The 17,091-nt window shown below is 55.4% G+C and carries 30 protein-coding genes; all 30 read left to right on the forward strand.

What is annotated here, in order from left to right; translation table 11 throughout:
• The first annotated feature begins 314 nt into the window (after positions 1-314).
• The 30 genes from rpsL (at position 315) to rplQ (ending at position 16,771) form a co-directional block, all read left to right on the forward strand.
• Positions 315-686, forward strand: a complete 372-nt coding sequence (rpsL, locus tag KP708_RS05175) for a 30S ribosomal protein S12 (protein ID WP_010502158.1) — start codon at positions 315-317, stop codon at positions 684-686.
• Positions 687-698: 12 nt separating this feature from the next.
• Positions 699-1,175, forward strand: a complete 477-nt coding sequence (gene rpsG, locus KP708_RS05180) for a 30S ribosomal protein S7 (RefSeq protein WP_046901175.1) — start codon at positions 699-701, stop codon at positions 1,173-1,175.
• A gap of 113 nt (positions 1,176-1,288) precedes the next feature.
• On the forward strand, positions 1,289-2,479 hold the full coding sequence (gene tuf / locus KP708_RS05185; RefSeq protein ID WP_202207715.1) for an elongation factor Tu: 1,191 nt from the start codon (positions 1,289-1,291) through the stop codon (positions 2,477-2,479).
• 120 nt (positions 2,480-2,599) lie between these two features.
• Positions 2,600-2,908 (forward strand): 30S ribosomal protein S10, encoded by a 309-nt coding sequence (gene rpsJ / locus KP708_RS05190; protein ID WP_007282720.1) that lies wholly within the window; start codon positions 2,600-2,602, stop codon positions 2,906-2,908.
• A 10-nt stretch (positions 2,909-2,918) separates the two neighbouring features.
• Positions 2,919-3,602, forward strand: coding sequence for a 50S ribosomal protein L3 (rplC, locus tag KP708_RS05195; RefSeq protein ID WP_046901177.1), 684 nt, complete (start codon positions 2,919-2,921; stop codon positions 3,600-3,602).
• An 11-nt stretch (positions 3,603-3,613) separates the two neighbouring features.
• Positions 3,614-4,228, forward strand: a complete 615-nt coding sequence (gene rplD / locus KP708_RS05200) for a 50S ribosomal protein L4 (protein ID WP_046901178.1) — start codon at positions 3,614-3,616, stop codon at positions 4,226-4,228.
• A gap of 41 nt (positions 4,229-4,269) precedes the next feature.
• A complete protein-coding gene (locus KP708_RS05205; RefSeq protein WP_174694852.1) occupies positions 4,270-4,566 on the forward strand; it encodes a 50S ribosomal protein L23 in 297 nt (98 codons plus the stop codon).
• 15 nt (positions 4,567-4,581) lie between these two features.
• A complete protein-coding gene (rplB, locus tag KP708_RS05210; RefSeq protein ID WP_046901180.1) occupies positions 4,582-5,412 on the forward strand; it encodes a 50S ribosomal protein L2 in 831 nt (276 codons plus the stop codon).
• 16 nt (positions 5,413-5,428) lie between these two features.
• The gene (gene rpsS, locus KP708_RS05215; protein WP_007282725.1) at positions 5,429-5,707 is read left to right on the forward strand and encodes a 30S ribosomal protein S19; all 279 of its coding nucleotides are present in this window, start codon (positions 5,429-5,431) and stop codon (positions 5,705-5,707) included.
• 2 nt (positions 5,708-5,709) lie between these two features.
• Positions 5,710-6,117, forward strand: a complete 408-nt coding sequence (rplV, locus tag KP708_RS05220; protein WP_046901181.1) for a 50S ribosomal protein L22 — start codon at positions 5,710-5,712, stop codon at positions 6,115-6,117.
• Positions 6,118-6,120: 3 nt separating this feature from the next.
• Positions 6,121-6,798, forward strand: a complete 678-nt coding sequence (gene rpsC / locus KP708_RS05225) for a 30S ribosomal protein S3 (RefSeq protein WP_046901182.1) — start codon at positions 6,121-6,123, stop codon at positions 6,796-6,798.
• Between the two features lie 55 nt (positions 6,799-6,853).
• Positions 6,854-7,270 carry a 50S ribosomal protein L16 gene (gene rplP, locus KP708_RS05230; RefSeq protein WP_007282728.1) on the forward strand — a complete coding sequence of 139 codons (417 nt, stop codon included), beginning with the start codon at positions 6,854-6,856 and terminating at the stop codon, positions 7,268-7,270.
• A 1-nt stretch (position 7,271) separates the two neighbouring features.
• Positions 7,272-7,505 (forward strand): 50S ribosomal protein L29, encoded by a 234-nt coding sequence (rpmC, locus tag KP708_RS05235; protein ID WP_252347459.1) that lies wholly within the window; start codon positions 7,272-7,274, stop codon positions 7,503-7,505.
• Between the two features lie 13 nt (positions 7,506-7,518).
• Positions 7,519-7,791: a 30S ribosomal protein S17 gene (rpsQ, locus tag KP708_RS05240; RefSeq protein ID WP_010502113.1), complete on the forward strand. Its 273-nt coding sequence runs from the start codon at positions 7,519-7,521 to the stop codon at positions 7,789-7,791.
• 12 nt (positions 7,792-7,803) lie between these two features.
• On the forward strand, positions 7,804-8,172 hold the full coding sequence (rplN, locus tag KP708_RS05245) for a 50S ribosomal protein L14 (RefSeq protein ID WP_007282731.1): 369 nt from the start codon (positions 7,804-7,806) through the stop codon (positions 8,170-8,172).
• On the forward strand, positions 8,172-8,492 hold the full coding sequence (gene rplX, locus KP708_RS05250) for a 50S ribosomal protein L24 (protein WP_046901183.1): 321 nt from the start codon (positions 8,172-8,174) through the stop codon (positions 8,490-8,492). The genes rplN and rplX overlap by 1 nt, the downstream gene beginning before the upstream one ends.
• Before the next feature lie 11 nt (positions 8,493-8,503).
• A complete protein-coding gene (gene rplE, locus KP708_RS05255) occupies positions 8,504-9,067 on the forward strand; it encodes a 50S ribosomal protein L5 (protein ID WP_046901184.1) in 564 nt (187 codons plus the stop codon).
• 134 nt (positions 9,068-9,201) lie between these two features.
• Positions 9,202-9,507: a 30S ribosomal protein S14 gene (gene rpsN / locus KP708_RS05260; protein WP_007282734.1), complete on the forward strand. Its 306-nt coding sequence runs from the start codon at positions 9,202-9,204 to the stop codon at positions 9,505-9,507.
• Positions 9,508-9,519: 12 nt separating this feature from the next.
• Positions 9,520-9,918 carry a 30S ribosomal protein S8 gene (gene rpsH, locus KP708_RS05265; protein ID WP_010502111.1) on the forward strand — a complete coding sequence of 133 codons (399 nt, stop codon included), beginning with the start codon at positions 9,520-9,522 and terminating at the stop codon, positions 9,916-9,918.
• Positions 9,919-9,928: 10 nt separating this feature from the next.
• Positions 9,929-10,465, forward strand: coding sequence for a 50S ribosomal protein L6 (gene rplF / locus KP708_RS05270; RefSeq protein WP_215750707.1), 537 nt, complete (start codon positions 9,929-9,931; stop codon positions 10,463-10,465).
• Positions 10,465-10,827: a 50S ribosomal protein L18 gene (gene rplR, locus KP708_RS05275; protein WP_046901186.1), complete on the forward strand. Its 363-nt coding sequence runs from the start codon at positions 10,465-10,467 to the stop codon at positions 10,825-10,827. The genes rplF and rplR overlap by 1 nt, the downstream gene beginning before the upstream one ends.
• A 12-nt stretch (positions 10,828-10,839) precedes the next feature.
• Entirely contained in the window at positions 10,840-11,412 is a 573-nt protein-coding gene (gene rpsE / locus KP708_RS05280) for a 30S ribosomal protein S5 (protein ID WP_046901187.1), read from the forward strand.
• The gene (gene rpmD, locus KP708_RS05285; RefSeq protein ID WP_203547652.1) at positions 11,405-11,593 is read left to right on the forward strand and encodes a 50S ribosomal protein L30; all 189 of its coding nucleotides are present in this window, start codon (positions 11,405-11,407) and stop codon (positions 11,591-11,593) included. The genes rpsE and rpmD overlap by 8 nt, the downstream gene beginning before the upstream one ends.
• Position 11,594: 1 nt before the next feature.
• Positions 11,595-12,080, forward strand: coding sequence for a 50S ribosomal protein L15 (gene rplO / locus KP708_RS05290; RefSeq protein WP_046901189.1), 486 nt, complete (start codon positions 11,595-11,597; stop codon positions 12,078-12,080).
• Between the two features lie 96 nt (positions 12,081-12,176).
• Complete coding sequence (gene secY / locus KP708_RS05295; protein WP_215757156.1) at positions 12,177-13,550, forward strand: preprotein translocase subunit SecY; 1,374 nt, start codon at positions 12,177-12,179, stop codon at positions 13,548-13,550.
• The gene (locus tag KP708_RS05300; protein WP_215750709.1) at positions 13,547-14,128 is read left to right on the forward strand and encodes an adenylate kinase; all 582 of its coding nucleotides are present in this window, start codon (positions 13,547-13,549) and stop codon (positions 14,126-14,128) included. The genes secY and KP708_RS05300 overlap by 4 nt, the downstream gene beginning before the upstream one ends.
• 216 nt (positions 14,129-14,344) lie before the next feature.
• Positions 14,345-14,722, forward strand: coding sequence for a 30S ribosomal protein S13 (gene rpsM / locus KP708_RS05305; RefSeq protein ID WP_202207711.1), 378 nt, complete (start codon positions 14,345-14,347; stop codon positions 14,720-14,722).
• Between the two features lie 58 nt (positions 14,723-14,780).
• The gene (gene rpsK, locus KP708_RS05310; protein ID WP_007282744.1) at positions 14,781-15,173 is read left to right on the forward strand and encodes a 30S ribosomal protein S11; all 393 of its coding nucleotides are present in this window, start codon (positions 14,781-14,783) and stop codon (positions 15,171-15,173) included.
• A 130-nt stretch (positions 15,174-15,303) separates the two neighbouring features.
• The gene (locus KP708_RS05315) at positions 15,304-16,323 is read left to right on the forward strand and encodes a DNA-directed RNA polymerase subunit alpha (protein WP_202207710.1); all 1,020 of its coding nucleotides are present in this window, start codon (positions 15,304-15,306) and stop codon (positions 16,321-16,323) included.
• A gap of 28 nt (positions 16,324-16,351) precedes the next feature.
• Positions 16,352-16,771 (forward strand): 50S ribosomal protein L17, encoded by a 420-nt coding sequence (gene rplQ / locus KP708_RS05320; RefSeq protein ID WP_046901194.1) that lies wholly within the window; start codon positions 16,352-16,354, stop codon positions 16,769-16,771.
• Positions 16,772-17,091 lie beyond the last annotated feature (320 nt).

Raw genomic sequence — 17,091 nt, forward strand, 5'->3', positions numbered from 1 at the left:
TCAGAATCGCTGCAATTTTAGCCGAAACACTTGACTCAACGCGGAACCCTTCGTAGGTTCCGCGCCCTCGGCTACTCCCGTCTAATTAGGCGAAAAAAAGCCGTCGAAGACAAAGAATCGCATGTGGTGCCGCTACCCCGGATTCGGGGGATGCCAAGGCCGCACGCTACAAAAGGAGGGAAATGGCTTTTGCTGTTTCTCTTTCCAAATGTGGGATAGGCAGGCGGTTCAGCCGCATGTCGATTTGAATAAAATGTCATGGCAGAAAGTCTGGTGCTTTCTGTCCGGAATAGGACAAGGATTGGGAAGGGCGCATGCCGACCATCAACCAGTTGATCGCGAACGGCCGTGAGCCGGCCGCAAAGCGGAATAAGGTCCCTGCACTACAGGGATGCCCCCAGAAGCGTGGTGTATGCACGCGCGTGTACACGGTAACGCCAAAGAAGCCGAACTCCGCTCTGCGTAAGGTCGCCAAGGTGCGTCTGACCAACGGGTACGAGGTCGTAAGCTACATTCCGGGTGAAGGTCATAACCTTCAGGAACACAGTGTTGTTCTTATCCGTGGTGGGCGAGTGAAGGATCTTCCTGGTGTGCGTTATCACATCCTGCGAGGCGTGCTTGACACGCAGGGCATCGCTAAGCGTCGTCAGCGTCGTTCGCTGTATGGCGCGAAGCGTCCGAAGTAAGAGGTATTTGGAATGAGTCGCCGTCACCGCGCTGTAAAGCGTGAGATCCTTCCCGATCCAAAGTTCGGAGACATCGTCATTACGCGCTTCATGAATGCGCTGATGTATGATGGAAAGAAATCCACCGCCGAAGGCATCGTTTACGGTGCTCTCGAGGTTCTGCGTCACCGTGGTGGTGCAACTGCTGACCCGGTGGCTATGTTCCACTCGGCTCTGGACAACGTGAAGCCGGCTGTTGAAGTCCGTTCACGTCGTGTTGGTGGTGCTACCTATCAGGTGCCTGTCGAAGTGCGCACTGAGCGCCGTCAGGCTCTGGCGATCCGGTGGTTGATCGATGCCTCCCGCAAGCGCGGTGAGAACACGATGCAGGAGCGCTTGTCCAACGAACTGATGGACGCGGTTAACAATCGTGGCGCTGCTGTAAAGAAGCGCGAAGACACCCACCGTATGGCTGAAGCTAACAAGGCATTCAGTCACTATCGCTGGTAATCAGAACCCGCTAAAGGGCTTCCGGCAGTATCTGGGAATCTAACAGATACTGACTGGATGAACTTTCAGTCTTATTCTCTGCCTCGTGGAAGGCAGGGTTTTGGAGAAAGACGATGGCAAAGGCTAAATTCGAGCGGAACAAGCCGCACTGCAACATTGGAACGATTGGTCACGTCGATCACGGCAAGACCTCGCTGACTGCTGCAATCACAAAGGTGCTGGCAAAGTCCGGTGGTGCAACGTTCAGTGCATACGACCAGATCGACAAGGCTCCTGAAGAGCGCGCTCGTGGTATCACAATCTCCACGGCTCACGTTGAGTATGAGACGAAGAACCGTCACTACGCTCACGTCGATTGCCCGGGCCATGCTGACTACGTCAAGAACATGATCACCGGTGCCGCTCAGATGGACGGCGCGATCCTGGTTGTGTCCGCTGCTGACGGTCCAATGCCGCAGACGCGTGAGCACATCCTGCTTGCTCGTCAGGTTGGTGTTCCTGCTCTGGTTGTGTTCCTGAACAAGGTTGACCAGGTTGACGACGCTGAGCTGCTCGAGCTCGTGGAAATGGAAGTTCGTGAGCTTCTGTCTTCCTACCAGTTCCCAGGCGACGATATCCCCATCGTCAAGGGTTCTGCTCTTGTGACCCTTGAAGATGGTGACGCCACCATTGGTGAAGATCGCGTTCTTGAGCTGATGGAAGCTGTAGACACCTACATTCCGCAGCCTGAGCGTCCGGTTGACCGTCCGTTCCTGATGCCGATCGAAGACGTGTTCTCGATCTCGGGTCGTGGTACGGTTGTCACGGGTCGTGTTGAGCGTGGCGTTGTGAACGTCGGCGACGAAGTTGAGATCGTTGGTCTGAAGGATACCATCAAGACAACCGTTACGGGTGTTGAGATGTTCCGTAAGCTTCTCGATCGTGGTGAAGCCGGTGACAACATCGGTGCACTGGTTCGCGGTACGAAGCGTGAAGACGTTGAGCGTGGTCAGGTTCTTGCAAAGCCAGGCTCCATTACGCCGCACAAGACGTTCAAGGCTGAGGCTTACATCCTCACGAAGGAAGAAGGTGGCCGTCATACGCCGTTCTTCACGAACTACCGCCCGCAGTTCTATTTCCGTACGACCGACGTCACGGGCGTCGTGACGCTGCCGGAAGGCACGGAAATGGTCATGCCGGGTGATAACGTAGCCATGGATGTCGAGCTGATTGCTCCGATCGCCATGGACGAAGGCCTCCGCTTCGCAATTCGCGAAGGTGGCCGCACCGTGGGTGCAGGCGTGGTTTCTTCAATCAGCGCCTAAGTCCTGCGTTTCGCCGTTGATATGGAAGCCCCGGCCAGATTTATTTCTGGCCGGGGTTCCCTTTCAGATGCAATGGCAGTAGGACGAGACCCGAATTTTTGAGTTGGACGAATTAAGACTATGGACAACCAGAACATCCGCATTCGCCTTAAGGCGTACGATCATCGAGTGCTGGACAACAGCACCAAAGAGATCGTAAACACGGCGAAGCGTACGGGTGCGCGGGTTCGGGGTCCGATCCCGCTGCCGACGCATATCGAACGTTTCACGGTGAACCGTTCGCCACACGTGGATAAGAAAAGCCGCGAGCAGTTCGAAATTCGGACTCACCGCCGGCTGCTCGACATTGTCGAGCCGACACCGCAGACCGTGGACGCCCTCATGAAGCTCGACCTCGCCGCTGGCGTTGATGTCGAGATCAAACTCTAAGGTCCAGACGATGCGTACCGGATTGATTGCAAAAAAGCTGGGGATGACCCGGCTGTTTAAAGAAGACGGCACTCATGTGCCTGTGACGGTTCTGCACCTTGACGAAGTTCAGGTTGTGGATACCCGCACGAATGAGCGTGATGGCTATACAGCCGTTCAGCTCGGTCTTGGTAATGCCAAGGTGAAGAATGTCACCAAGGCAAATCGTGGCCACTTTGCCCGTACCAAGGTTGAGCCGAAGAAGCACCTCGTAGAGTTCCGCGTTGCGGAAGATGCTCTGCTTGAGGCCGGCGCAAAGCTCTCCGCTAACCATTTCGTGGTTGGGCAGAAAGTTGATGTCACGGGCCAGAGTAAGGGTAAAGGTTTTGCGGGTGTTATGAAGCGTCATAACTTCGCTGGCCTTGAAGCCTCTCACGGCGTTTCCATTAGCCACCGTTCTCATGGTTCTACGGGCCAGCGCCAGGATCCTGGCAAGGTCTTCAAGGGCAAGAAGATGGCAGGTCATATGGGTGACGAGCGTGTTACAACGCTGAACCTGGAAGTGGCAGCCGTGGATGAAGAGCGTAACCTGATTATGGTCAGGGGTGCGATTCCTGGTGCGAAGAATAGCCTTGTGCTGATTCGCGATGCAATCAAGAAGGCTCGCCACGCCGATGCGCCGTACCCGGCTGCAGTCGTAGCGGCCGCCGGTTGAGGACGAGGGGCATGGAATACGATATCAAGACCCTCGATAATGGCAGCGCTGGCTCAGTCGCGCTTCCAGAAGAGATTTTCGCGGTTTCTCCGCGTGCCGACATCATGGCGCGAGTTGTTCACTGGCAGCTGGCTAAGCGCCGCGCTGGTACGCATCGCACCAAAGGCATGGGTGAAGTTTCTGGTACGACGAAGAAGCCGTTCCGCCAGAAGGGCACCGGTTCTGCACGTCAGGGCTCGCTGCGTGCGCCGCAGTTCCGTACGGGTGGCGTTGTTCATGGTCCGGTTGTCCGTGACCACGGATACGATCTGCCGAAGAAGGTTCGTCGTCTCGGCCTGATTTCTGCGCTGTCGCAGAAGGCTGCTGCTGGCAAGCTGGTTGTGCTCGATACCGCCAATGGCGTGAGCAAGACCCGTGAAGCTGCTGCTAAGCTCAAGGTTCTCGGCTGGTCCTCCGCGTTGATCGTGGATGGTGCGGTTGATGAGCAGTTTGCTCGTGCGGTTGCGAACCTGCCGAAGATTGACGTCCTGCCGACCATCGGCGCGAACGTCTATGACATCCTCAACCACGATGTACTGGTTATTACCCGTGCGGGTCTTGAGGGTCTTAAGGAGCGTCTGGCATGACCATCTCTATCGTCATGAACGCACGTAAGACAGCTGAGAACATGTCTCAGGAAGCTCTTTACGATGTGGTCCGTTCGCCGCTGATCACGGAAAAGGCTACGCTTCTTTCGGAGCGTAATCAGGTTGTTTTCAAGGTCTCCACGACTGCAACCAAGCCGCAGATCAAGGCCGCTGTCGAAAAGCTCTTCAACGTTAAGGTTTCTGGCGTGAACACGCTGGTCCAGAAGGGTAAGACGAAGCGCGTCAAGGGTCGTCCTGGTCGCCGCTCTGACATTAAGAAGGCGTATGTACAGCTTGCAGAAGGTCAATCCATTGACCTTACAGCGAAGCTGGGCTGACGCGGGGTAATAACCATGGCACTAAAGCACTTTAATCCCACGACGCCGAGCACACGCGGCACCGTGCTGATTGATCGTAGCGAGCTCTGGAAGGGCAAGCCGGTCAAGCAGCTGACGGAAGGTAAGAACAAGTCTGGCGGTCGTAATAACCACGGCCGTACGACAGTTCGGTTCCGTGGCGGCGGGCACAAGCAGTCCTATCGTTACGTCGATTTCAAGCGTCGTAAGTTCGATGTGGGTGCAACGATTGAACGCCTTGAGTACGATCCAAATCGTACGGCATTTATCGCACTCATCAAGTACGATGACGGCGAGCTCGCTTACATTCTGGCTCCGCAGCGCATCAAGGTTGGCGATCGCGTCATCTCTGGCGCCCATACGGACGTGAAGCCGGGCAATGCGATGTCTCTCGGTGCTATGCCGGTTGGTACGATTGTTCACAATATTGAACTGAAGCCAGGTGCTGGCGGCAAGATGGCACGTTCCGCTGGAACGTATGCTCAGCTCGTCGGTAAAGATGCGGGCTACGCCCAGATCAAGCTTCAGTCTGGTGAACTACGTCTTGTTCGCGGCGAATGCATGGCAACGGTTGGTGCTGTCTCTAACCCAGACAACATGAACCAGCACATGGGTAAAGCTGGACGTTCCCGTTGGCTCGGACGTCGTCCGCACAACCGTGGCGTTGTCATGAACCCGGTCGATCACCCACATGGTGGTGGTGAAGGTCGTACCTCTGGTGGCCGTCATCCGGTTACGCCTTGGGGCGTTCCGACGAAGGGTTACAAGACGCGTGTTAACAAAAAGACGGATAGCTTGATCATCCGTCGCCGTAAGTCCGGCAAGTAAGAGGGGGCAAACAGAGATGGCACGTTCCGTCTGGAAGGGCCCGTTCGTTGACGGGTATCTGTTCGGCAAAGCAGAAGCAGCTCGTGCTTCTGGTCGTAACGAAGTGATCAAGATCTGGTCACGTCGTTCCACGATTCTGCCGCAGTTCGTCGGGCTTACGTTCGGCGTCTATAATGGTCACAAGTTCCTGCCTGTGCAGGTCACGGAGAACATGGTCGGTCACAAGTTCGGTGAATTCTCACCGACACGGACCTACACCGGTCATGGCTCTGACAAGAAGTCGAAGCGGGGCTGAAAATGAGCAAGCCGAAGCACATCCGCACGCTTGCTGATACGGAAGCGCAAGCAATTACGCGTAATATCCGTGTTAGCCCGCGTAAGCTGAATCTGGTTGCGGCAATGATCCGTAACCAGCCAGCTGACAAGGCTATTGCCGCTCTGACCTTCTCGCGTCGTCGTATCGCGCAGCAGGTTAAGAAGACTCTTGAGAGCGCCGTGGCCAACGCTGAGAACAATCATCAGCTGGACGTTGATCGTCTGGTTGTGAAGACGGCTGAAGTCGGCAAGTCTATCGTCATGAAGCGTTTTCACGCTCGTGGCCGTGGTCGTTCGGCTCGCGTTGAAAAGTTCTTCAGCCACCTGAAGATTGTTGTGGCCGAAGCTGCAGAAGCATCGGAAACCAGCGAAGAGCAGAAGGCAGCTTGATCCATGGGACATAAGGTCAATCCAATCGGGCTTCGGCTCGGTGTTAACCGTACCTGGGATAGCCGCTGGTACGCAGGTGCAGACTATGCACGTCTTCTTCATGAAGACCTTAAGCTGCGTGCATTCCTGCGTCGTAAGCTGTCTGGTGCTGGCGTCTCTCGTGTTGTTATCGAGCGTCCGGCAAAGAAGCCCCGCGTAACGATCTACGCTGCCCGTCCGGGTGTGGTGATCGGTAAGAAGGGTCAGGACATTGATGCACTGCGTAAGGAACTGAGCCGTATGGCGAAGACCGACGTAGCGCTGAACATCGTTGAGATCCGTAAGCCGGAAATCGACGCAACTCTGGTTGCTGAGAACATTGCTCAGCAGCTTGAGCGTCGCGTTGCTTTCCGCCGCGCCATGAAGCGCGCAATCCAGTCTGCAATGCGTCTGGGCGCCCAGGGCATCCGTATTACTTGCAGCGGACGTCTAGGTGGTGCCGAAATCGCACGTGACGAGAAGTATCGTGAGGGACGTGTGCCGTTGCATACGCTCCGCGCTGATATCGACTATGGCACGGCGACGGCCAAGACGACTTATGGAACCTGCGGTGTGAAGGTCTGGATCTTCAAGGGTGAGATCCTGGCTCATGACCCCCTGGCACAAGACCGTCGTGCCGCGGAGCAGGCTCCGCAACGTTGAATTGTAGGCGAAAGCCTACAGTTCCATTGCTGGTGCTGATTGAGGATTTAACAACATGCTTTCCCCAAAGCGGACAAAGTTTCGTAAAGCTCACAAGGGCCGTATCCACGGCCTGGCGAAAAGCGGAACGCAGCTAAACTTCGGTGCATATGGTCTGAAGGCTCTTGAGCCAGAGCGGATCACGGCCCGTCAGATCGAAGCGTCCCGTCGTGCTATTACTCGTGCGATGAAGCGTGCCGGTCGCGTCTGGATTCGTATTTTTCCTGACCTTCCGGTCTCGACAAAGCCTGCAGAAGTGCGTATGGGCTCGGGCAAGGGTTCCCCAGAGTACTGGGCAGCTCGTGTCAAGCCAGGTCGTATCCTGTTTGAGATCGAAGGCGTTCCGCCGGAAGTCGCTCGCTTGGCACTGAGCCTGGGAGCTGCAAAGCTTCCGATCAAGACCAAGTTCGTTCAGCGTATCGGAGACGCGTAAGATGGCCGACACGTACAAGCCTACAGATCTGCGCGCGAAGAGCGAGGACGAGCTGAACGCTCTGCTCATCGATCTGAAGCGTGAACAGATCAATCACCGTTTTGCGGCTGCCACTGGGCAGTCGGAAAACACAAGCCGTGTTAAGGTCGTGCGCCGTGCTGTCGCGCGCATCAAGACACTGGCTCATCAATCGAAGAACCGTGCGGGCGCCCAAACGTCCGCCGCAAAGTCCTGAGAGGAGACGGACGATGCCAAGGCGCGTCCTGACAGGGCGAGTAACGAGCGACAAGATGGACAAGACGGTTACCGTTCTTGTTGATCGTCGTATCATGCACCCGCTCTATAAGAAATTCATCCGCCGCTCCAAAAAGTATGCGGCTCATGATGAAGCCAACGTCTGCCAAATTGGCGATCTGGTTCGCATTGAAGAATGCGCACCGATTTCCAAGCGCAAGACTTGGTCTGTCGTCGCACGCAACGGAGAGGACATGGCTTCGGCTTCCTCTTCCGTCAGCGCATAAGGGGGTAGGCACATGATTCATCCCGAGACCAACCTTGACGTCGCCGATAATTCCGGTGCGCGTCGGGTGCAGTGCATCAAGGTGCTGGGCGGCTCCAAGCGGAAGACTGCCTCGGTCGGCGACATCATTGTCGTATCCGTTAAGGAAGCCATTCCCCGCGGTAAGGTGAAGAAGGGTGACGTCCATCAGGCCGTTATCGTTCGTACGTCTTATCCGGTACGTCGTGCAGACGGATCTGCGATCCGTTTTGACAAGAATGCTGCTGTGCTGATTAACAAGCAGCAGGAGCCGATTGGCACGCGTATCTTTGGCCCGGTCGTTCGTGAACTGCGTGCTCGCAAGTTCATGAAGATTATCTCCCTGGCGCCGGAGGTGCTGTAATGGCTGCACGTATTAAAAAAGGCGATCAGGTCCTCGTTCTTTCCGGCAAGTCCCGGGGTGTTCGTGGCGAAGTCCTTTCAGTGATGCCAAAGGCTGAGAAAGCTGTCGTTCGCGGCGTAGCTATCGCTAAGCGTCACACGAAGCCCAACCGCGCAGGTGGCGAAGGTGGTATTATCGAGCAGGAAATGCCGATCCATCTGTCCAACCTGAAGCTGGTTGATCCCAAGAGCGGTAAGCCGACACGCGTTGGTTTTCGGGTTCTTGAAGACGGTCGCAAGGTTCGTGTTGCTAAGGCAACCGGCGAAGTGATCGAAGGCTGAGGAACGCAAAAATGAGCGATAACAACACCGCTTTGCCGCGTATGCAGCAGCGCTACGAAGAAATTCTTCGTAAGCAGCTTCTTGAGCAGTTCGGCTACGCAAACCCAATGCAGGTTCCTAAGCTCGAGAAGATCGTGCTGAACATGGGCGTTGGCGAAGCTGCTGGCGACCAGAAGAAGCTGGATGCAGCAGTTGCTGAAATGGCAGCGATTTCCGGTCAAAAGCCGGTTAAGACGCTGGCACGCAAGGCTATTGCTGGCTTCAAGATCCGTGAAGGTCTTCCGATCGGTTGTAAGGTTACTCTGCGTCGTCAGCGTATGTATGAGTTCCTCGACCGTCTCGTGACGATCGCAATGCCTCGCATTCGTGATTTCCGTGGTCTTCCGGCAAACAAGGGTTTTGATGGTCGTGGCAACTTCGCCATGGGCATCAAGGAACAGATTGTTTTCCCGGAAATCGAATATGACAAGATCGATGCCGTTCGCGGTATGGACATCATCTTCGTGACCACTGCAAAGACCGATGCCGAAGCAAAGGCTCTGCTGAAGGCCTTCGATCTGCCGTTCGCAGGTTGATCAGGTAATTTTTCAGACCGATCGCGACTAAAAATAAGGATTCGGCCTTCCATTGGAAGGCCGCTTTCCTTTATAGACACGCAGATTGGAAAACCGTCGGGATAGGCCTGACAGGTTCCGGGAGAAAATTCGAGATGGCGAAGATCTCAGCGGTTAACCGTAATAACCATCGCGCAGCTCTTGCAAAGCGCGATAAGGAAAAGCGGACCGCTCTTAAAAACATCATCAAGGATCGTTCCCTTTCGGTTGAAGACCGATTTGAAGCGACTCTTAAGCTGGCACAGATGCCACGTAACGGATCCGCAACGCGCGTCCGTCTTCGTTGCAAGCTGACCGGTCGTCCCCGTGCTAACTACCGTAAGTTCGAGCTTTGCCGTATCGCTCTGCGTGATCTTGCGTCCGCCGGCCAGATTCCTGGCATGGTCAAGTCGAGCTGGTAAGGGATAGATCGAATGTCGTTGTCTGATCCACTGGGTGATATGCTTACCCGGATCCGTAATGCTCAGCGTGCTCGTCATGCTGCCTGCGTTGCGCCCGCTTCCAAGCTTCGCACGAACGTGCTTGAGGCTCTGAAGCGTGAAGGTTACATCCGTGGTTTTTCCACGGAAGAAGTCCGCAAGGGCGTATCGCAGCTCCGTATTGAGCTGAAATACGTTGAAGGGCAGCCGGTCATTAAGGAAATCCATAGGGTCTCCAAGCCTGGTCGTCGTGTCTATTCGAAGATCAAGGAACTTCCGCGCGTTTATGCCGGCCTTGGTGTGTCGATCCTGTCCACCCCGCGTGGCGTCCTTTCGGACGTCGAGGCCCGCGCTGCCAATGTTGGCGGCGAGGTTCTCTGCCGCGTCTTCTGAGGAGGGTCGCATGTCTCGCGTAGGTAAATATCCCGTAGAAGTTCCGGCAGGTGTGCAGGTCGCAGTTGCCAATGGTGTCTTCACGGCTAAAGGTAAGCTTGGTGAACTGAGCTTTCCGGTCTCTCGTCATGTGGACGTGACGATCGAAGATAACTCGGTTGCAGTTGCTCCGATTGGTCGTCGTTCGCGTGAAAACTGGACGATGTGGGGAACGACCCGCGCTCTGATCGCAAATATGGTCAAGGGTGTGTCTGTTGGTTTCACCAAGGGTCTTGAAATCCAGGGTACGGGTTTCCGTGCCGCTGTTCAGGGATCCAATCTGGTGATGAACCTCGGCTTCTCGCACGATGTCGTTTATCCGATTCCGGCCGGTATCAAGATCACCACGCCGCGTCCGACCGCTATTGTTGTTGAAGGCAACGACAAGCAGCGCGTTGGTCAGGTCGCTCTCGATATTCGCAGCTTCCGCAAGCCTGAGCCATACAAGGGCAAGGGCGTTCGTTATGACACGGAAGTTCTGCGTCGCAAGGAAGGTAAGAAGAAGTAATGGCATCGCAGCAAGGATTGCAGGAACGTCGCCGTCAGCGGCTGCGTTTCCAGCTTCGTCGCAAGAGCGGCGGCCGGCCGCGTTTGTCGGTCTTCCGTTCCAGCAAGCACATTCACGCCCAGATCATCGACGATGCACAGGGTCGTACTCTTGCCAGCGCGTCTACGCTGGAAAAAGAGCTTCGCGACAATGGCAACACCGGTGCTAACGTGGACGCAGCTTCGGCGATCGGCAAGCTGATCGCGGAACGTGGCTTGGCAGCTGGCGTGACGGCCGTCGTGTTTGATCGCGGCGCTTATGTCTATCATGGCCGGGTCAAGGCCCTGGCAGAGGCTGCCCGTGAGGGCGGACTCTCGTTCTAAGGAGGATCACACATGGCACGTGAGCCAAGAGAAGGCGGCCGTGGTGGTCGTGAGCGCGAGCAGGGCGACGATCTGGTCGACAAGCTCGTAACCATCAATCGTGTTGCCAAGGTTGTTAAGGGTGGCCGTCGCTTTGCTTTCGCAGCGCTGGTTGTCGTTGGCGATCAGAAGGGACGTGTTGGTTACGGTGCGGGTAAAGCTCGTGAAGTGCCGGAAGCCATTCGTAAGGCTACTGAGCGCGCTAAGCGCACGATGATTCGCGTACCAATGAAGGAGGGTCGTACCCTTCATCATGATACGTCTGGCCATTATGGTGCTGGCAAGGTGGTTGTTCGTGCAGCGGAAGCTGGTACGGGTATCATCGCTGGTGGTCCGATGCGTGCGGTTTTCGAGAGCCTAGGTGTTAACGACGTTGTCGCTAAGAGCCTTGGAACGCGTAACCCGCACAACATGATCAAGGCTACGTTCGCTGCTCTTGAAAAGGCAAGCAGCCCTCGCAACGTCGCTTCGCGTCGTGGCAAGAAGGCCGCTGAGCTTTTCGGTAAGCGCGAGCAGGCTCAGACTGAGGAGACTGCAAATGTCTGAAAACGGTAAGACCGTTCAGGTAAAGCAGATCGCTTCTGTTATTGGTCGCAAACCGGGCCAGGCTGAGACCATTGTTGGTCTTGGTCTGCGCGGTATCGGTTCCACCCGTACGCTGGAAGATACTCCGGCTGTGCGTGGGATGATCCGCAAGGTTGCCCACCTCATCCAGGTGGAGGGTTGAAATGAACCTCAACGAATTGCGCGATAACGAGGGCTCTCGTTATCGCAAGAAGCGCCTAGGACGTGGCATTGGTTCCGGTAAGGGTAAGACCTCCGGACGTGGTGTTAAGGGTCAGAAGGCTCGTGAAGGCGTCTCGCTGAACGGGTTTGAAGGTGGTCAGCTTCCGCTGTATCGCCGTATGCCTAAGCGTGGCTTTGTGAACATCTTCCGCAAGGAATATGCTCCGGTGAACCTTGGCGCGATTTCGAAGGCTATCGAAGCAGGTAAGCTGGATAAGTCGGCTCCTGTCACAGAAGCAACGCTGCGCGCTGCTGGGCTTGTCAACGGCAAGACCCATGGTGTTCGTCTTCTTGCGAAGGGTGAACTTTCGCATGGCGTGACCATCGAAGTTGACGGTGCTTCTGCGGCAGCTCTTGCTGCCGTCGAGAAGGCCGGCGGCTCCGTTAAGGTGCTCGCACCGAAGAAGGAAGTTCAGGCTGAAGCCTGAGCTTTCCTCTCCCAGATTTATCTGGGGTATGGTTAGATAGTGAACAGCGTCCCGTGCAGATGTGCGGCGACGCTGTTTTCATGAAAGGACAGGTGGATGGCTTCCGCAGCAGAGCAGCTCGCCGCCAATCTCAATATGAGTTCCTTTGCCAAGGCGACTGAACTCAAGAAGCGTATCTGGTTTACGCTTCTGGCCCTTATCGTTTATCGGCTTGGAACATACATTCCTGTTCCTGGTGTTGATGCGACAGTGATGGGTCAGCTGCTGGCACAGCATCAGGGTGGCATTCTGGGCATGTTCGACATGTTTACGGGTGGTGCTCTCGGACGCATGACTGTGTTCGCCCTGAACATCATGCCGTACATTAGTGCTTCGATTATCATTCAGCTTCTTTCGACAGCTCTTCCATCCATGGAAGCAATGAAGAAGGAAGGTGAGGCGGGGCGTAAAAAGCTTAACCAGTACACCCGCTACCTCACTGTTTTTATTGCGCTTTTCCAAGCATACGGTATCGCTGTTGGTTTGGAGAACATGACGTCTCATGGCGCAAGCGCTGTGGTGATGCCGGGTGCCTTCTTCCTCGCGTCGTGTGTCGTGACGCTGGTCGGTGGCACTATGTTCTTGATGTGGCTTGGCGAGCAGATCACATCACGGGGTGTCGGTAACGGTATTTCACTGATTATCTTCGCGGGCATTGTCGCCAATTTGCCTCATGCGCTGGCCAGCCTTTTTGAACTGGGCCGCACCGGGGCATTGTCTCCGATTTTCGTGATGATCTTTCTGGTTATGGCGATCGCTGTCATTGCCTTTATCGTCTTCATGGAGCAGGCACAGCGTCGTGTTGTGATCCAGTATCCGAAGCGTCAGATTGGCAATCGCATGTTCGGCGGTGATTCCACGCATATGCCGCTGAAGGTAAACACGGCGGGTGTAATCCCTCCCMTTTTTGCTTCTTCCGTATTGCTGATTCCTGTGACGATTTCAGGATTCATGAACGGGCATAATATGCCGGGCTGGCTTTCCGTTCTTGGGCAGCAGCTTGGTCAGGGACAGCCTCTTTATATGCTGTTCTATGCCGCAATGATTCTGTTTTTCTCGTACTTCTACGCTGCTGTGACATTCAATCCTGAAGAAACGGCTGAAAATCTGCGTAAGCAGGGCGGCTTTATTCCGGGTATTCGTCCGGGAGCAAGCACCGCGTCATATTTCGATCGGATTCTCTCGAGGCTGACCACAATCGGCGCTCTGTATCTGGTTGTTGTCTGTCTCCTGCCGCAGATTTTGATCAGCAAGTACAACGTGCCATTTTATTTTGGCGGTACGAGCCTCATCATTATTGTGTCGGTCACAATCGATACCGTGACGCAGGTCCAGTCTCATCTAGTTGCCCACCAGTATCAGGGGCTGATCCGCAAGCAGCGTAGCCGTGGTTCCAGGAATGGCATTTCGGGAGGAAATAAGCGTCGATGAATATCATTCTTCTTGGCCCTCCCGGGGCAGGTAAGGGGACGCAGGCAAAACGTCTTGAGCAGCTTTATGGGCTGAAGCAGATCTCGACTGGAGATATGCTGCGGGCGGAAGTTGCTGCGGGAACGCCAATCGGCAAGGAAGCAAAAGCCATTATGGAGAAAGGGGAGTTTCTTCCTGATCCGATAATGGTGAAGATGATCCAGGGACGGATTGCCCAGCCAGATTGTGCTCAAGGGTTCATTCTGGATGGTTTCCCAAGAACGGAAAGCCAGGCGGAAGCACTTGATGCCATGTTGGGCACCGACGGGTTGAAGATTGACGCCGTCATTCTTCTGGATGTCGCCGAAGATCAGCTTGTCGAGCGTATTGCCAGTCGTACTGCGGAAGATGGTACACGTCGGCCAGATGACAATCCTGAGGTGGTGAGATCTCGTCTTGATATCTATCGCCGTCAGACTGCACCAATCCTTCCTTATTATGAGAAGGCTGGTCGTTTGAAGCATGTTGATGGAATGCTGGGCGTTGACGAAGTGGGTGCAGAGATTGATTCACTCATCGGAAAGACCGCAAAAAATTGAAGAAATGAGGATGATCACGAAGAAGTGATCATTCTCATTTGACTCAAGGGGGGTGCCCGGTATATTGCGCGCCCTCGACATATCTGCAGCGTAGAGGTGGCCTGTGTTCCGGAATCGGACTGGGAGCTGACATGCCTGCGATGCAATCGATCCGGTTTCGACCGGACATGAAACAGGCTGACGCGGTCAATTGATCGCGTCGATGGGAGAATTGGCGTGGCACGTATTGCCGGCGTAAACATTCCGACCAACAAGCGGGTGGTCATCAGCCTGCGCTATGTCTACGGCATTGGCCCGTCGACCGCGCAGGCAATCTGCAGCAAGCTCGGTATCCCCGATGCAAAGCGCGTTAACGAACTGTCTGACGATGAGATCGTAAAGATCCGTGAGCTGATCGATGGCGAATTCCGCGTCGAAGGTGATCTGCGTCGTGAGACGGCCATGAACATCAAGCGTCTGATGGATCTGGGCTGCTACCGCGGTCTGCGTCATCGTCGCGGCCTTCCGGTCCGCGGTCAGCGTACGCACACGAATGCACGTACCCGTAAGGGTAAGGCAGTGGCGATTGCTGGCAAGAAGAAGGTCACGCGCTAATTCGCGCCTGACTGCTTCACTCTGACGCTTCTCGCTAACTTTTAGGACGACCTCTATTATGGCTAAGGCCGCAGCACCGCGCATTCGTAAGAAAGAGCGCAAGAATATTATCTCTGGCGTTGCACACGTGCTTTCCACGTTCAACAACACCATGATCACGATCTCCGACGCGCAGGGTAATGCAATTGCATGGTCCTCCTCGGGCGCACAGGGCTTCAAGGGCTCGCGTAAGTCTACACCGTATGCTGCACAGGTTGCTGCAGAAGACGCAGGCCGCAAGGCTCGCGAGCACGGTATGGAAACGCTTGAGATCGAAGTGTCCGGTCCGGGTTCGGGGCGTGAAAGTGCTCTTCGTGCGCTGCAGGCTGTTGGCTTCACCATTACGTCCATCCGTGACATGACGCCGGTGCCCCATAATGGCTGCCGTCCGCGCAAGCGTCGTCGCGTTTGAGTGATGCCATGCCGTACATTCGTGAGGATGTACGGCATGTGTAGTGATTGCATCTCCCTCCGCACGATTTGTGCGGGCCAGGTGCCGCCAATTTTTGTTGGCGGGCTTCGTTGTTTGAAAGGCCACGACCTTGGTTCTCCAGAAAAACTGGCAGTCCCTCATCAAGCCGGAGAAGCTTGAAGTCGAGCCCGGCCCGGTTGCCTCGCGCATCGCCACAGTCGTGGCGGAGCCGCTGGAGCGCGGTTTCGGTATGACGCTCGGTAATGCGCTGCGTCGTATTCTTCTGTCCTCACTTCAGGGCGCTGCAGTAACTGCCATTCAGATTGATGGCGTTCTGCATGAGTTCTCTGCTGTACCTGGCGTGCGTGAAGACGTAACGGACATCGTCCTGAACGTTAAGCAGCTTGCTCTGCGTATGCACAGTGAGGGGCCGAAGCGCATGATTCTCACGGCGACTGGTCCGGGAGAAGTAAAGGCAGGGCAGATTCAGGCCGGGCATGATATTGAAATCATGAACCCTGATCTTGTGATCTGCACCCTTGATGATGGTGTGAAGCTCGGAATGGAGTTCACCGTCAACATGGGCAAGGGTTACGTTGCTGCTGTTGCAAACCGTCCGGAAGATGCTCCGATTGGTATGATTCCGATCGATGCAATCTACTCACCGGTTCGCCGCGTGTCTTACAAGGTCGAGCAGACCCGCGTTGGTCAGGTCACTGACTACGATAAACTGCTGCTGACGGTTGAGACGAACGGTGCTGTAACGCCGGAAGACAGTCTGGCTCTTGCTGCGCGTATTCTTCAGGATCAGCTTCAGCTGTTCATCAACTTTGATGAGCCGCGTCCGGTCCAGCATGAAGAGCCGCAGGACGACCTGCCGTTCAACCGCAATCTTCTTCGCAAGGTTGACGAGCTCGAGCTTTCGGTGCGTAGCGCCAACTGCCTCAAGAACGACAACATTGTTTACATTGGCGATCTGGTGCAGAAGTCCGAACAGGAAATGCTCCGTACGCCAAACTTCGGGCGTAAATCGCTCAACGAGATCAAGGAAGTTCTCACCGGTATGGGGCTGTCGCTCGGCATGAGCGTCCCGGCCTGGCCGCCCGAGAACATCGAGGATCTGGCCAAGCGTCTCGATGAGACGTTTTGAGAACTTCTTAGGGTAAGGAAAACTAGCAATGCGTCATGGTGTGAGCGGGCGTAAGCTCAATGTCACCTCTTCTCACCGCGCTGCCATGTTCCGCAACATGGCCGTCGCACTCATCAAGCACGAGCAGATCACGACGACTCTGCCGAAGGCGAAAGAACTTCGTCCGGTTGTTGAGAAGCTGATCACTCTCGGTAAGCGCGGTGACCTGCACGCTCGTCGTCAGGCATTCGCTCAGCTGCGTGATGACACGGTTGTCAGCAAGCTCTTCAGCACGGTTGCTGAGCGCTACAAGGCTCGTGCCGGTGGCTACTCCCGCGTTCTGAAGGCTGGCGTACGCTACGGCGACAATGCCGATATGGCAGTCATTGAACTCGTAGAGCGCGATGTTGATGCCAAGGGCCAGGACAGCGGTCCGAAGCCAGTTGCAGAAGAGCAGGAAGCCGCTTGAGGCTTCTCTTTTTGAGACGAGAGAAAGGCCGGTGCAGTAGTGCACCGGCCTTTTTTTTATTCTTCGGTTCACATTGCTGTGCAGAGTGTGTAGTTTTGCCACATCTCTTGCAGGACGATTCCCGTCTGGTTTGTTAACCGGCTGTTTTCTCCCGCCCGTCAGGGCGGGGAGGGTATCTCTTTCCTGAAGGTCAACAATCTGTTGGCCTCGCTGTCCTGCATAATTTTGAGAAACGGGTCCGAGCACTCTCGTAGGGCCCGCAACGACGCCTCCCATATCTGTTTCGGCAATGAGGTCGAAGCAGGTTCGTGACGCGCCTA

Source organism: Gluconobacter sp. P5H9_a, from assembly GCF_018812085.1.
Classification (GTDB): domain Bacteria; phylum Pseudomonadota; class Alphaproteobacteria; order Acetobacterales; family Acetobacteraceae; genus Gluconobacter.